The 14,206-nt window shown below is 74.3% G+C and carries 11 protein-coding genes; 5 read left to right on the top strand and 6 right to left on the bottom strand.

All coding sequences use genetic code 11. The annotated features are described in order from the left end of the window. Positions 1 to 87: 87 nt before the first annotated feature. Genes hutH through ACTMS0_RS23660 form a run of 6 tightly spaced genes read right to left on the bottom strand, consistent with a single transcriptional unit; the run spans position 88 to position 7,907 of the window. Positions 88 to 1,626, bottom strand: a complete 1,539-nt coding sequence (gene hutH, locus ACTMS0_RS23685; RefSeq protein ID WP_441157451.1) for a histidine ammonia-lyase — start codon at positions 1,624 to 1,626, stop codon at positions 88 to 90. Next, a complete protein-coding gene (hutI, locus tag ACTMS0_RS23680; protein WP_441157450.1) occupies positions 1,614 to 2,822 on the bottom strand; it encodes an imidazolonepropionase in 1,209 nt (402 codons plus the stop codon). Before hutI ends, hutH begins: the two co-directional genes overlap by 13 nt. Beyond that, positions 2,819 to 4,171, bottom strand: a complete 1,353-nt coding sequence (locus ACTMS0_RS23675; RefSeq protein ID WP_441157449.1) for a formimidoylglutamate deiminase — start codon at positions 4,169 to 4,171, stop codon at positions 2,819 to 2,821. Before ACTMS0_RS23675 ends, hutI begins: the two co-directional genes overlap by 4 nt. After that, positions 4,168 to 5,382 (bottom strand): allantoate amidohydrolase, encoded by a 1,215-nt coding sequence (locus ACTMS0_RS23670; RefSeq protein WP_441157448.1) that lies wholly within the window; start codon positions 5,380 to 5,382, stop codon positions 4,168 to 4,170. Before ACTMS0_RS23670 ends, ACTMS0_RS23675 begins: the two co-directional genes overlap by 4 nt. A gap of 11 nt (positions 5,383 to 5,393) precedes the next feature. Beyond that, a complete protein-coding gene (gene hutU / locus ACTMS0_RS23665) occupies positions 5,394 to 7,043 on the bottom strand; it encodes a urocanate hydratase (protein ID WP_441157447.1) in 1,650 nt (549 codons plus the stop codon). A gap of 12 nt (positions 7,044 to 7,055) precedes the next feature. Then, the gene (locus ACTMS0_RS23660; protein ID WP_441157446.1) at positions 7,056 to 7,907 is read right to left on the bottom strand and encodes a MurR/RpiR family transcriptional regulator; all 852 of its coding nucleotides are present in this window, start codon (positions 7,905 to 7,907) and stop codon (positions 7,056 to 7,058) included. A 129-nt stretch (positions 7,908 to 8,036) separates the two neighbouring features. Between ACTMS0_RS23660 and ACTMS0_RS23655 the strand changes: the two genes are divergently transcribed. From ACTMS0_RS23655 to ACTMS0_RS23635, 5 genes are all read left to right on the top strand, one after another. Continuing rightward, positions 8,037 to 9,305 carry a hypothetical protein gene (locus ACTMS0_RS23655; RefSeq protein WP_441157445.1) on the top strand — a complete coding sequence of 423 codons (1,269 nt, stop codon included), beginning with the start codon at positions 8,037 to 8,039 and terminating at the stop codon, positions 9,303 to 9,305. Between the two features lie 87 nt (positions 9,306 to 9,392). After that, positions 9,393 to 10,514 carry a glycosyltransferase gene (locus ACTMS0_RS23650; RefSeq protein WP_441157444.1) on the top strand — a complete coding sequence of 374 codons (1,122 nt, stop codon included), beginning with the start codon at positions 9,393 to 9,395 and terminating at the stop codon, positions 10,512 to 10,514. A 170-nt stretch (positions 10,515 to 10,684) separates the two neighbouring features. Then, positions 10,685 to 11,836 (top strand): glycosyltransferase, encoded by a 1,152-nt coding sequence (locus ACTMS0_RS23645; protein WP_441157543.1) that lies wholly within the window; start codon positions 10,685 to 10,687, stop codon positions 11,834 to 11,836. A 133-nt stretch (positions 11,837 to 11,969) separates the two neighbouring features. After that, positions 11,970 to 13,124: a glycosyltransferase gene (locus ACTMS0_RS23640; protein ID WP_441157443.1), complete on the top strand. Its 1,155-nt coding sequence runs from the start codon at positions 11,970 to 11,972 to the stop codon at positions 13,122 to 13,124. After that, positions 13,121 to 14,194 (top strand): glycosyltransferase, encoded by a 1,074-nt coding sequence (locus ACTMS0_RS23635; RefSeq protein WP_441157442.1) that lies wholly within the window; start codon positions 13,121 to 13,123, stop codon positions 14,192 to 14,194. Before ACTMS0_RS23640 ends, ACTMS0_RS23635 begins: the two co-directional genes overlap by 4 nt. Positions 14,195 to 14,206 lie beyond the last annotated feature (12 nt).

Genomic DNA, 14,206 nt, shown 5'->3' with positions numbered 1-14,206 from the left:
GCCCGCCCGCACTTTCCGGGAAAGAGTGGCTGTTCGACGCGGAACAGCCACTCTTTCCGTGAAAGAGGCCGGTGTGACTCCGCCCGGTCAGGCGAGGGTGCCCACCTCGCGTTCGATCGCGGTGCGCAGCTCGGGGCTGGCCACCACCGCCCGGGCGGCCTCCATCACCGGGGCGAGGAACACGTCCGGGCCCGGCTCGCCGGCGACCGGGCCGAGCGCGGCGATCGCGGCGCGACCCGCCGGGGACGGCTCCAGCGGCGCCCGCAGTTGGAGGCCGCGCACCGCGGCGAGCAGTTCCACCGCGAGCAGGCTGGTCAGGTTGTCCAGGACCGTACGCAGCTTCTTCGTCGCCGCCCAGCCCATCGACACGTGGTCCTCCTGCATCCCGCTGGTGGGCAGCGAGTCCACCGAGGCGGGCGCGGCCAGGCGGCGGTTCTCCGCGACGATCCCGGCGGCCGTGTACTGGGCGATCATCAGCCCGGAGTTCACCCCGGCGTCGGGGGAGAGGAACGCGGGCAGCTCCCGGGACCGGGTCACGTCGAGCAGCCGGTCCACTCGCCGCTCGGCGATCGCGCCGACCTCCGCCGCGGCGACGGCCAGGAAGTCCGCGGCGAAGCCCAGCGGCGCGCCGTGGAAGTTCCCCGTCGACTCGACCCGGCCGTCCGGCAGCACCACCGGGTTGTCCACCACCGAGACCAGCTCCCGGCCGGCCACCTGGCGCACGAAGTCGAGGGTGTCCCGGGCGGCGCCGGCGACCTGGGGAGCGCACCGCATCGAGTACGCGTCCTGCACCGCGTGCGCCAGGTCGTCGCGGTGCGAGTCCATCACCGCCGAGCTCTGGAGGAGCCGGTGGATGTTGGCCGCCGAGTCGGCCTGCCCCGGGTGCGGGCGGATGGCGTGCAGCTCGGGCAGGAAGGGCCGCTCGGAGCCGAGCATCGCCTCGATGGCCAGGGCGGCGGTGACGTCGGCCATGGTGAACAGGTGCGCGGCGTCGTGGATCGCCAGCAGCAGCATGCCCAGCATGCCGTCGGTGCCGTTGATCAGCGCCAGCCCCTCCTTGGCGGCCAGCTCGATCGGGCGCAGCCCGACCCGGCGCAGCGCGTCGGCGGCCTCGATCCGCTCACCGGCCGAACCGAGCACCCAGCCCTCGCCCAGCAGCACCAGGGCGCAGTGCGCGAGCGGCGCCAGGTCCCCGGACGCACCCAGCGAGCCGTGCTCGGGCACCCACGGCGTCACCTCGTGGTTGAGCAGGTCGACCAGCGCCTCGGCGACCAGCGGCCGGACGCCGGAGCGGCCGAGCGCGAGGGAGCGTACGCGCAGCAGCATCATCGCCCGCACGACCTCGCGCGGCATGGGCGCGCCCACGCCGGCGGCGTGCGAGCGGATCAGCGCGTGCTGGAGTTCGGCGCGCCGCTCGGGCGCGACGAAGGTGTTGGCGAGCGCCCCGAAGCCGGTGCTGACGCCGTAGACCGGCCGGCCGGCGGCCTCGATGCCGTCCACGATGGACCGGCTGGTGGCCATCGCGTCGATCGTCGCCGGGTCGAGGACGACCTTGGCGGCACCGCGGGCCACGGCGAGCACGTCGGCGGGGGAGACCCCGGTGGGCTGGATCACTACGGTCGACATTGCGGTACTCCGTTGCACAGGACCTGGCGGATCAGCGGAACACCCGGCCGGTAGGCCAGGTGCAGGTAAGAGGGGGCGTCGAGGATCATCAGGTCGGCCCGCGCGCCCCGCGCCAGCCGGCCCACGTCGGTGCGGCGCAGCGCCGCCGCCCCGCCGGCGGTCGCGGCCCAGACGGCCTCCGCCGGGGTCATCCGCATCTCGCGTACGGCGAGCGCGATGCAGAACGGCATCGACGACGTGTACGACGAGCCGGGGTTGCAGTCCGTCGCCAGCGCGACGGTCACGCCCGCGTCGAGCAGCCGCCGGGCGTCCGGGTACGGCGACCGGGTGGAGAACTCGGCGCCCGGCAGCAGGGTGGCGACAGTCGCGGTGTGCTGCCCCTCGGCGCACATGCAGTCGATCCGGGTCGAGGCGAGCGCGTCGACGTCGGCGTCGGTGAGGTGGGTGCAGTGGTCGACGCTGGCCGCGCCGAGTTCCACGCCGAGTTGCACACCCGGCCCGGGGCCGAGTTGGTTGGCGTGCACCCGCACACCCAGCCCGACCGCCTGCCCGCAGGCGAGGATCGCCCGGGCGTGGTCCACGTCGAAGGCGCCCCGCTCGCAGAAGACGTCGATCCAGCGGGCGTACGGTGCCGCCGCGGCGAGCATCGGCCCGCACACCAGGCCCACGTAGTCGTCGGGGCGGTCGGCGTACTCGGCCGGGACGACGTGCGCCCCGAGGAACGTGGTCTCCTCGCTCACCTCGGCGGCGATCCGCAGCGAGCGGGCCTCGTCGGCGACGGTGAGGCCGTACCCGCTCTTGATCTCGATGGTGGTGGTGCCCTGCCGCAGCGCCTCGTCGCGCAGCCGGCGCACGGTGGCCCGCAGCTCGTCGTCGGTGGCGGCGCGGGTCGCGCCGACCGTGGTGCGGATGCCGCCCCCGGTGTACGGCTCGCCGGCCATCCGGGCGGCGAACTCGGCGGCCCGGTCCCCGGCGAAGACCAGGTGCGCGTGGCTGTCCACGAAGCCGGGCAGCACGGCCGCCCCCTCGGCGTCGATCCGCCGGTCGGCGGCCGGCGCGTCCCGGGCCGGGCCGACCCAGGCGACGAGGCCGTCCTCGACCAGCAGCGCGGCGTTCCGGCGGACACCCAGCGGCCCGGCGCCGCCCTCGGAGTTGGTGACCAGCTCCCCGATGTTGTCCACCAGCAGACTGCTCACGACGTCACCTCCCCGATGGCGGTGCGCAGCTCGGTGGGCACGTCCACGGTCAGGTGCCGGCCGTCGCGCACCACGACCCGGCCGTCCACCACGACCTGGGCGACGTCGGCCGCGCTCGCCGCGAAGAACGCCCCCACCGGCGGTACGCCAGCGGTGCGGGCGCTGTCGAGTCGTACGGTCACCAGGTCGGCCCGGTCGCCGACGGACAGCCGGCCGGCGTCGCCCCAGCCGAGCGCGGCGTGCCCGGCGACGGTGGCGGCGGTGACCAGGTCGGCGGCGGCGAAGTGACCGCGCTTGCGGGTGCGCAGCCGTTCGTCCAGCTCCACGGCGCGCGCCTCCTCGAAGAGGTCGACCACCGCGTGGCTGTCGCTGCCGAGGCTGAGCGGGCTGCCCGCCTCGGCCATCCGGCGTGCCGGCCCGATGCCGTCGGCGAGGTCCCGTTCGGTGGTGGGGCAGAGGCAGATCCCGGTCCGGCTGTCCCCGAGCAGCGTGATGTCGGCACTGGTGGGATGGGTGGCGTGGACGGCGGTGGTGTGCCCGCCGAGGACCCCGTGCTCGGCCAGGAGGCGGGTCGGTGAGCAGCCGTGCACGGCCCGGCAGGCATCGTTCTCGGCCGGCTGCTCGGAGAGGTGCACGTGCAGCGGCGCGCCCCGGCGGTCCGCCCAACCGGCCACGGTGGCCAGTTGGTCGGCCGGCACCGCGCGGACCGAGTGGATCGCCGCGCCGACCCGCGCGTGGCCGCCGTCCGGCGCGAACGCGTCCACCCGCCGAACCCAGCGCAGCGCGTCGCCGTCGCCGAACCGTCGCTGCGGCCCGACCAGCGGCTGCCCGTCCACTGTCGCGGTCAGGTACGCGGTGTCCAGCAGCGTGAGCCGGATGCCGGCGTGCGCGGCCGCCTCGACCAGCGCCGCGCTCATGGCGTTCGGGTCGTCGTAGGGTTTGCCGCCCGGCCCGTGGTGCAGGTAGTGGAACTCGCCCACGCAGGTGATCCCGGCCAGCGCCATCTCGGCGTAGGCGGCCCGGGCCAGGGCCAGGTACGAGTCGGGATCGAGGCGGGCCGCGACGGTGTACATGACGTCGCGCCAGGTCCAGAAGTCGCCCCGCCCGTTGTGGGTACGCCCGCGCAGGGCGCGGTGGAACGCGTGCGAGTGCGCGTTGGCCAGCCCCGGCAGGGTGAGCCCGGGCAGGCGTACCGCGTCGGTCAGCACCTCGACCCCGGCGGGCGGCCGGCTCCCGGCGGTCAGGGGGATCACGCCCGTGATCCGTCCGCCGTCGGTCTCGATCAGGACGTCGGGCGTCGGCTCGGCGTGGTCGGGCAGCCAGGCGTACTCGGCGAGCCACCGGGTCATGTCAGCTCCTCCAGCACGCGCGCCAGCGCGGTCACCCCGGCGGCGCAGTCGTCGTCGCTGGCCGACTCGGCGGGGGAGTGCGAGACACCGGTCGGGTTGCGCACGAAGAGCATCGCGGTGGGGAGGTGCCCGGCGAGCACCCCCGCGTCGTGACCGGCCCCGGTGGGCAGCACCGGCGCGTCGAGCAGCGTCGCGAGCCGGCCGGCCAGCCCGCCGTCGAACGCGACCAGCGGCGTCGCCGACTCCTCGGTCAGCGCCACCTCGGTGCCGTCGCGCCGGGCCCGCTCGGCGACCTTGCCGTGGACGGCCTCGACCAGCCCGGCGAGGGTCTCCGGCTCGGCCGCACGGGCGTCCAGCCAGCCGGTCACCCTCGACGGGATCGCGTTGGTGGCGTTCGGCTCCACCGCCACCCGGCCCACGGTGGCGTGCGCCCCGCGCAGCCGGGCCTCCTTGTTCGCGGCGAGCACCGTGAAGGCGTACGTGAGCATGGGGTCGCGGCGGTCGGCCATCCGGGTCGTACCTGCGTGGTTGCCCTCGCCGGTGAAGTCGAAGCGCCAGCGGCCGTGCGGCCAGATCGCGCTGGCGACCGCGACCGGCACGTCCTGCTCGACCAGCGCGCGGCCCTGCTCGACGTGCAGCTCGACGAAGGCCGCGAAGCGGCCCAGCAGCTCCGGCCGGGCGCCCGCCGGCCGGGCACCCAGCGCCTCGGCGAAGCTCACCCCGGCCGCGTCGCGCAGGCCGGCCGCGCGGTCGGCCGCCAGCGCGCCGGTGAGCAGCCGCGACCCCAGGCAGGGTACGCCGAACCGCGCCCCCTCCTCCTCGACGAACGCGGCCACCGCGACCGGCCGGGCCGGCGTGACGCCCGCCGCGCGCAACTCGTCCACCGCGAGGAACGCGCTGACGATGCCGAGCGGCCCGTCGTACGCCCCGCCGTGCGGCACCGAGTCGAAGTGGCTGCCGGTTAGCACCGCGTCCCCGGCCTCCGGGTCACCCCACCAGGCGAACAGGTTGCCGTTGCCGTCGTCGGTCACCGGCATGCCGCGCCGCTCGGCCTGCGCGCGGAACCACTCGCGCAGCCGCAGCTCCGGTTCGGTCAGCGCGTAGCGCAGGTACCCGCCGCTGCGGTCGTCCCGCCCGACCGGCGCGATCTCGTCCCACAGCTCCCGGAACCGGTTAGGAAGGGACCCTTTTACTACCGAATGCGTTAACAAGGGGCCCTTCCTTACGCCTCGGCCATCGGCACGCGGACGCCGGTGCGCTCGGCGACCTCGCGGGCGTCGTCATAGCCGGCGTCCACGTGCCGGATCACGCCCATCGCCGGGTCGTTGGTGAGCACCCGCTCGATCTTCTGGCCGGCGAGGGCGCTGCCGTCGGCGACGCAGACCTGGCCGGCGTGGATGGACCGGCCGATCCCGACGCCGCCGCCGTGGTGGATGGACACCCAGGACGCCCCACTGGCGGTGTTGACCAGCGCGTTGAGCAGCGGCCAGTCGGCGATCGCGTCGGAGCCGTCAGCCATCGCCTCGGTCTCCCGGTACGGGCTGGCGACGCTGCCGCAGTCCAGGTGGTCCCGGCCGATCACCACCGGCGCGGAGAGCTCACCGGAGGCGACCATCTCGTTGAACCGCACGCCGGCCTTGTCCCGCTCGCCGTACCCCAGCCAGCAGATGCGCGCCGGCAGGCCCTGGAAGGCCACCCGTTCGCCGGCCATCCGGATCCACCGGGCCAGCGACTCGTTCTCCGGGAACAGGTCGAGGATCGCCCGATCGGTGGCGGCGATGTCGGCGGGGTCGCCGGAGAGCGCGGCCCACCGGAACGGGCCCTTGCCCTCGCAGAACAGCGGCCGGATGTACGCGGGCACGAAGCCGGGGAAGTCGAAGGCCCGCTCGTAGCCGCCGAGCTTCGCCTCGCCCCGGATCGAGTTGCCGTAGTCGAAGACCTCGGCGCCGGAGTCCAGGAAGCCGACCATCGCCTCGACGTGCTTCGCCATCGAGGCGCGGGCCCGGTCGGTGAACTCGGCCGGCTTGGCCGCCGCGTAGTCCCGCGCGTCGGCCGGCTCGACCCCCTCCGGCAGGTACGACAGCGGGTCGTGGGCGCTGGTCTGGTCGGTGACGATGTCGATCGCGACGCCGCGCCGGAGCAGCTCCGGGAAGACGGTGGCGGCGTTGCCGACCACGCCGACGCTCAGCGCCCTGCGGTCCCGCTTCGCGGCCAGCGCCCGCTCCACCGCGTCGTCGAGGGAGTCGGCGATCTCGTCCAGGTAGCGGTCGTGCGCCCGGCGCTCCAGCCGGGTGCGGTCCACGTCGACGATCAGGCAGGCGCCGCCGTTCATGGTGACGGCGAGGGGCTGCGCCCCGCCCATCCCGCCGCAGCCGCCGGTCAGCGTCAGCGTCCCGGCCAGCGAGCCGCCGAAGCGCTTCTCGGCCACCGCCGCGAACGTCTCGTACGTGCCCTGGAGGATGCCCTGCGTGCCGATGTAGATCCAGGACCCGGCGGTCATCTGCCCGTACATCGTCAGGCCGAGCTGTTCGAGGCGGCGGAACTCCGGCCAGGTGGCCCAGTCGCCCACCAGGTTCGAGTTGGCCAGCAGCACCCGCGGCGCCCACTCGTGGGTGCGCATGACCCCGACCGGCCGGCCGGACTGCACCAGCATCGTCTCGTCGTCGCGCAGGTCGGTCAGCGTCCGCACCAGGGCGTGGTACGACGGCCAGTCCCGCGCGGCCTTCCCGGTGCCCCCGTAGACCACCAGGTCCTCGGGACGCTCCGCCACCTCCGGGTCGAGGTTGTTCATCAGCATCCGTAGCGCGGCCTCCTGCGGCCAACCACGGGCGGTGCGCTCGGTGCCGCGCGCGGCGCGGACGGGCTGCGTCATGGGTACCTCCTCCTAACCGAGGAACAACTGACGACGGGCGGCGGAGGCTTCGAACGCCTCCAGCCGGCGTTGGGTGTCGGCGGGTGCGGCGTCGCAGATCGCCTGGAGCAGCACCATGGCCAGGGTCATCGGGGCGGTGTGCAGGTCGAACACGAGCTGGGCGCCGACGGCGGCCGGGAGCACCACGTCGGCGTGCTCGGCGGCCGGGCTGACCGGTGAGTCGGTGATGGCGACGACGGTCAGGCCGGCGTCCCGGGCGTCGCGCAGGGCGTCCAGCGTCTCGCGGGGGTAGCGGGGGAGCACGAAGGCGAGCAGGGCGCGCGCCCCGGCCGCGGCGGCCTGCTCCAGGCGGTCGGTGAGCAGGCTGCCGCCGTCGTCGAGCACCCGCACGTCCGGGTGCACCTTCGCCGCGAAGTACGCGAAGTACGCGGCGAGGGGTGCGGCGGCGCGCAGGCCGAGCACCGGCAGCGGGCGGCTCGCGGCGAGCAGCCGCCCGGTCTCGGCGATCCGGTCCCGGTCGGCGAGCTGGCCGGCGAGCCGGTCCAGGTTGCCGATCTCGGCGCGTACCGCCTGCTGGAGTTCGTTGCCCGCGTCCCCGCGTCCGCCGGCCGAGCCGACGGTCAGCTCGCGGAGGCGGCGGCGCAGGGCGGGGTAGCCGTCGTGGCCGAGCGCGATCGCGAACCGCGTGACCGACGGCTGGCTGACCCCGGCCAGTTCGGCGACCTCGGCGGCCGACAGGTACGCCACGGCCGGACCGTGCTGCACGAGACAGTGCGCGATCCGGCGCTGGGTGGGGGTGAGCCGGACCCCCTGGAACAGGTCCAGCACCCGGTCCTCGGGCGCCACCACAGTTCCTTCATTCATGAGCTGACTCTATGCATGAAAACTTTCACGAGCAACCGGCGGTCCGGTCCGGACGTGGGGCCGGCCGGGGCGGGCCGGGCTGGGCGCTGGTCGGTACTATCCGCACGGCGGTTCAACGGAGGAGTGCGCATGCAGCCGGAAGGCCCCTACAGGTTCACCCACGCGCTGGGCGGGTCTCCGGTGGGAAAGGCGTGGGCGGCCATCGACGACCAGGGCCGCTTCGTGACCGTGGCGGTGCTGGACGCCGCCGTGGCCGCCTCTCCCGGCTGGCGCGAGGCCTTCGCCGGTGTCGCGAATTCGCTGTCGCAGGCCCCGGACGGCTTGCCCTACACGTACGCCGACTTCGCGGCCGACGCGCCGTGGGTGGCCTACCCGGCCGAGGCGGGCCCGGGCGCGGAGAGGCTCTTCCGGGCCCTCGGCGTGGAGTACACCCCGACCCCGACGGCCGTGTCGCCGACCTCCGCCCCGCCGCAGCCCGTGTCCGGCGCGCCCGAGTCCGCGCCCGGAATGGCGCAGGCGCCGTGGGCGGTGCAGGCCAACCCGATCCCCGGCCAGCCGGTGTCGGCGGCCCCGCACCCGATCTCGGGTGCTCCGGCCTCGCCCGCGGCGCCGGACGCGGCCCCGCGCAGCCCGGTCCCACACACCTCGCCGGCTGACGTCCCGCCCCGCGACCCGTTCGCCTCGCCCGTCCGCCGCATCACGCCCTCCGAGCGACCCCGCCGGCCGATCGGGCTCTGGATCGGGGTCGCCGCGCTGGTCCTGGTGGTGCTCGCGAGCGCCGGTGGCGTGGCCCTCTGGTCGGGCTCGGACGACGACCCCACGCCGCCGGTGGCGTCCAGCAACAACCCGGTGCCGCCGCCGGTGCCGACGGCACCGCCCCAGTCGCCCGGTATCGAGCCGCCGAAGCCCGGCGCCTGGCCGACGCAGTGGCCGAGGTTCACCGAGCGGGACCGGGTGCTGACGCTCACCGACCTCGAGGGGGTCGGCTTCCCGGTCAAGGTTCCGACGGACTGGAAGTGCACGCTCGCCGCCCGTGCCGACGGGTACGTCAAGTACAACTGCGGCAACTCGGCGTCGGGCAACCAGATGACCGGCGGCGAGTTGATCGTGCGGACCTGCCCCGAGCCGTGCAACGACCAGTGGCAGAACGCCATGCGCGCGGTCGAGGAGGCCTGGGGCGCACAGTGGATCCGCAGCGGCCAGTACGCCAGCTACGCCGAGCAGATCATCGAGGTCGACGGCGAGAAGCGGCACGGCCTGGTCGTCGTCGCCTACTTCCGCAACGGCGAAGCCGGGCTGGTCAACCGTCAGGTCGTGGTGCGGATGACCTCGCCCGTGCCGGAGGCCTACCAGTTGCGCCGCTTCGCCAGCTACATCCGGGACGTCGTCGTCTTCTGAGCACGTCCACAGAGGACGCCACCGTCCGTCCTGAATTCCTGTTCCAGCTACCGTGACCGGGCGATCCGGTTGCGTGGGGGAAAGCCGATGAGTCTCACCTCGTCCACACCCGATGCCGCGCTCCGGCCCCTCGCCGACCACTCCGTCGCGCTGATCCACGAGTGGTTCGGCGCCACCGGCGGTTCCGAGCAGGTCTTCCTGAGCATGGCCGAGGTCGTGCCGCACGCCGACCGTTTCGTCCTCTGGAAGGACGACGACGCGACGGTGGACCAGGAGATCCACGAATCCTGGATGGCGAAGACCCCGCTGCGGCGCAGCAAGGCCCTCGCGCTCCCGCTCATGCCGCTGACCTGGCGGACGCTCACCCGCAAGAAGTACGACTTCGTCATCTCGTCGAGTCACGCGTTCGCGCACACCGTCAAGATCGGCGACCCGGAGCAGACCCGCCACCTGAGCTACGTGCACTCGCCCGCCCGATACGTGTGGAGCCCCGACCTGGACCAGCGGGGCGCGAACGCCATGCTCGCGCCGATGCGCGCCGTGCTCCAGGCCGGGGACAAGCGGCTGAGCCGGCACGTCCACAGCTACGCGGCGAACTCCCTCGAGGTGCAGGCACGGATCCGCCGCTTCTGGGGGCGCGACGCCCGGGTGATCAACCCGCCGGTGGAGGTGGACTACTTCGGGGCGGCCCCGCCGGAAGTACGCAACCAGGACCGCCGCTACCTGCTGGGCGTCGGCCGCTGGATCCCGTACAAGAACTTCGACCTGATGATCGAGATCGCCGCGGCGGCCCGCCTGCCGCTGGTGATCGCCGGCGGAGGGCCGGAGGAGGAGAACCTGCGCCGCCTCGCCGCCCGCGTCGACGTGCCGGTCGAGTTCGAGTTCCGGCCGTCGACGGAGCGGCTCCGCGAGTTGTACTGGGGCGCGATCGCGCTGCTCTACCCGGCGCTCGAGGACTTCGGCATGATCCCGGTGGAGGCGCAGGCCTGCGGCACGCCGGTCGTGGGCTGGGCCCGCGGCGGGCTGCTGGAGACCGTCGTGACGGGCGAGACCGGCTTCCTGCTCAACGCCACCGACCCGGCCGCGTACGTGGACCCCATCCGGCGTGCCGCGCACCTGCCCGTGTCGGCGACCATGACCAACGCCCAACGGTTCACCCCGCACGCCTTCCAGGCGAACATCGCCGCCTGGTTGGCCGACGAGGCGTAGCCGACCGGAGCACCCCCGCAGGCGGCCGCAGCCCCGGTATTGGCTTCGCCTGTCGACTCCCTTAATCTTGCGCCGGGCTCAGAGCACTGCGAGCTGGAGATGACTTTATGGTGACGGCGTCAGTGCCGGAGCATGCCCGACTCAGTGACGTTCCGGTGGCGAACGTGCTGATGTTGGGAACGGCCGAGTGGGACTCCCCGATCGCGACGAACCAGCACTACGTCGCGCGGGAGCTCGCCCGTGCCACGAAGGTGACGTTCGTCGAGTCACTGGGCCTGCGACGGCCCAAGCTCCGGCGGGACGACGTCGTCCGGATGGCCTCGCGGGTGCGGAGGGCGTTGGGCGAGCGGGAGGAGAGCCCCGCTCACCGGCCCCGCCCGGCCGGGGCGGAGATCGTGTCGCCGCTCGTGCTGCCCGTGCACCGGACGCCGACGTTCCCGATCAACCGGGCCCTGCTCCGGCGCGCCACCAGCGACTGGCTCGAGAGCCCACGTCCGCGCGTGCTCTGGACGTTCACGCCGGTCACGTACGGCCTGGAGGCCTCGTCGGACGTCGTCATCTACCACTGCGTGGACCTGCTGGCGACCTTCCCCGGCGTGGACGGCGTCGCCGTGGGCCGTGGCGAGCGGTCCCTGTCGTCGCGCACCGCCGTGGCCATCGCCACCAGCAAGGCGGTCCAGGAGCACCTCGCCGCCGCCGGCTTCCCCCGGATCGAACTCCTGCCGAACGTGGCGGACGTGTCGGTCTTCACGGCGGCGAGCAGGCCGGCGGCCGAGCGCCGCCCCGCCGTTCTCTTCTCCGGGAACCTCACCGTTCACAAGCTCGACATGCGCCTCCTCGAGTCGGTCGCCACCGCCCTTCGGGGGCGGGGTGAGCTGCTGCTGGCCGGCCCGCTCGCGGCCGGTGGGGGCAGCTTCGACGCGGAACTGCGGCGTCTCGAGGAGCTCGGGGCCCGCCACCTGGGCGTCCTCACGCCCGCGCAGCTCGCCGAGGTCGCCGGCACCTGCGCGGTGGGGCTCATCCCGTACGCGATCAACGACTACACCCGGGGTGTCAGTCCGTTGAAGTGCTTCGAGTACCTGTCGTCGGGCCTGGCGGTGCTGAGCACCGGGCTTCCGTCGGTGACCGAGCTGGCGCGCACCAACGCCCACGTGACGGTGGCCGGGGCCGACGACTTCGCGGCCCGTCTGGTGGACCTTCTCCAGCCCGTCACCGACACCGTCGTGACCGACCGGATGACGAGCGCGGCGGAGCACGGCTGGGAGGGCCGTGGCGCGGTGCTGCGCACGCTGCTGGAGACCGAACTGGCCCGTGGACGATAGCGGGCCATGAGCAACGATCGCCGACCGCGTCGCGGTCGCACACGGGGGTGTCGGATGGTTCGGGCATGAGCGAGCAGAGCGAGCGAATCATCAGGTTCGGCGCCCCGGTGTTCCATGCCGGCGGAGTGCCGGCATGAGCCGCGTCCTGGTGGTCAGCGTCGAACCGCCCTGGCCGGCGCAGCACGGCGGGCGTATCCGTACCGCCCGGGTGGCCGAGGCGCTGAGCCGTCACGTCGAGGTGCTGGTCACGTTCCCCGACCACGGCAGGCGGCAGCCGGACCCGCCGGTCGAGACCCGCCCGCTGCCCTGGTCACCGCCGTCGGCGGTGCGCACCCGGGCGTCCGGCCGGCCCCACCTGGGCGGGCACTACATGGTGCCGGTCGCCGACTCCCTCGACGCGCTCTGCGCCGAGTTCCGGCCCGACGCGGTGTACTGGTCCCACTCCTACCTGGCGGCCTGGGCGCCCCCGGCGTCCCGGCTCGTGCCGCACATCGTCGAGTTCGCCAACATCGAGAGCCGCCGCCTCCAGACGCTGGTGACGTCGGCTCAGGGGTGGCAACGGATGGCCCGCCGCGCCGAGGCGACCAAGGCCGGCTTCTGGGAGCCCCGGGTCGCCGCCCGCGCCGCCCTCTGCGTCGCGCTCTCCCAGCCGGACCTGGACGTGCTGCGCGGGTGGACCCGCGACGTCGTCCTCGCCCCCAACGGGGTGGACATCTGGCCCTACCACCCGTCGCCGCCGGACGGGTACGTCCTCGCACTGGCGTCGTACGACTACGAGCCGAACGTGCTGGCGCTGCGGACCCTGGTGCGGGACGTCTGGCCCCTCGTCCGCGCCGAGTCCCCCGAGGCCCGGCTCGTGATCGCCGGCCGGCGGAGCGAGGCGCTGGCCCCGGAGTTCGACGGGGTCCCCGGGGTGACCGTCCTCGGCACGCTCGACGACGTGTCGGAGGCCTACGCCGGCGCCGCGGTGACCGTCGCGCCCGCCACCACCGGCGGTGGCTCGCAGCTCAAGCTGACCGAGTCGATGTCGCGGGGGCGGTCCGTCGTGATGAGCCCGTTCGCCGCCCAGGGCCTCCCGGACGCCGTGCGGGACGCCGACGCCTACTGGGTGGGCGACGAGCCGCACTCCTTCGCGAAGGCGGTCGTCGACGCGCTGCGGAACCTGCCCGCACGGCACGCCCGGGAGCACACCGGGTGGCAGCGCTGCGAGTCGCTCGGCTGGTCCCGGACGATCGGCGCGGTGGTCGACTCCGTGGCGGGCCTCGCCGGCCGGGAGGCGGCGTCGTGATCCGGCGCGTCCACCTCATCGAGTCGGGCGGCCGGGGCGGGGTCTTCAACCACTCCGTCGAGGTCGCCGCCGGCCTGGCGGACCTCGGCGTGGACGTGGTCGTCCACACCGCCGACGACTGCGACGCGGCACCCGCCTCGGTGCGCCTGTGCCGGTGCGTCACCTGGCACCGCGCCTCGGCCAACCGGGTCGTCCGGCAGGCGAGGACGTCCGCGCGGTATGTCCTCCGGACGCTGCCGCACCTGCACCGGGCGATCGACGCGCAGGACGTCGTCCACATCCAGGGCATGTTCGCGCTGACCCCGGAACTGGTCTCGGTGGCCCGGCGCCGCGCCGCGACCGTCGTCGCCAGCCCGCACAACACGTTCGTCCGGTCGAACGCCCCGGGTGGCGGCCGGGCGCTGCGCAGCGCGCTCGAGGACTCCGACCGGGTCCTCGTCTACTCGGAGGCCGACCGGCAGAAGCTGCTCGACCGGGGGGTGGCGAACGTCGCCCGGGTCCCCCTGGTGCAGTGGACCCCGCCCGCCGACCCGGCCCTGGTCGAGCGCTGGCGTGCCGAGCTGACGCCGGACGGGGGTCGGCTCGCCCTCCTTCCCGGTCAGGTCCGGGCCGACAAGAACCCGGAGCTGTTCGTCCGGGCGCTGGCGGAGCTGCCTGGCTGGCGGGGCGCGGTGGTCGGCGAGGATCTCGGGCCGGGCCGGCAGGTGGATGCGCTGATCGCACAGACCGGGGCGGCGGTCACGACCGCCTACCGCTACCTGGACGTCGACGAGTTCACCGCGCTGGTCGCGGCCGCCGACGTCGTCGTCGCGCCGTACGAGATCGCCAGCCAGTCCGGCGTCCTGGCGGTGGCGGCCCGGCTGGGTGTGCCGACCGCCGTGGTGCCGTGCGGCGGTCTGGGGGAACTGGCCACCGCCGTCGCCCGGGACACCAGCGTCGCAGCGGTACGGGACGCCGTCGTGGCCGCGTACGAGACCGGCGCGAAGCCGCTCGACACGGCGGACGCCGCCGGCCGCTTCCTCCAGGAGTACGCCGTCGCCCAGCAGAGCCGGATCGAGGCCCAGAAGTGAGGACCACCTTGT

Origin of the sequence: Micromonospora sp. H33 (assembly GCF_052068455.1) — a bacterium.
Lineage (GTDB): Bacteria > Actinomycetota > Actinomycetes > Mycobacteriales > Micromonosporaceae > Micromonospora.
This window is presented reverse-complemented; position numbering and strand designations above follow the sequence as displayed.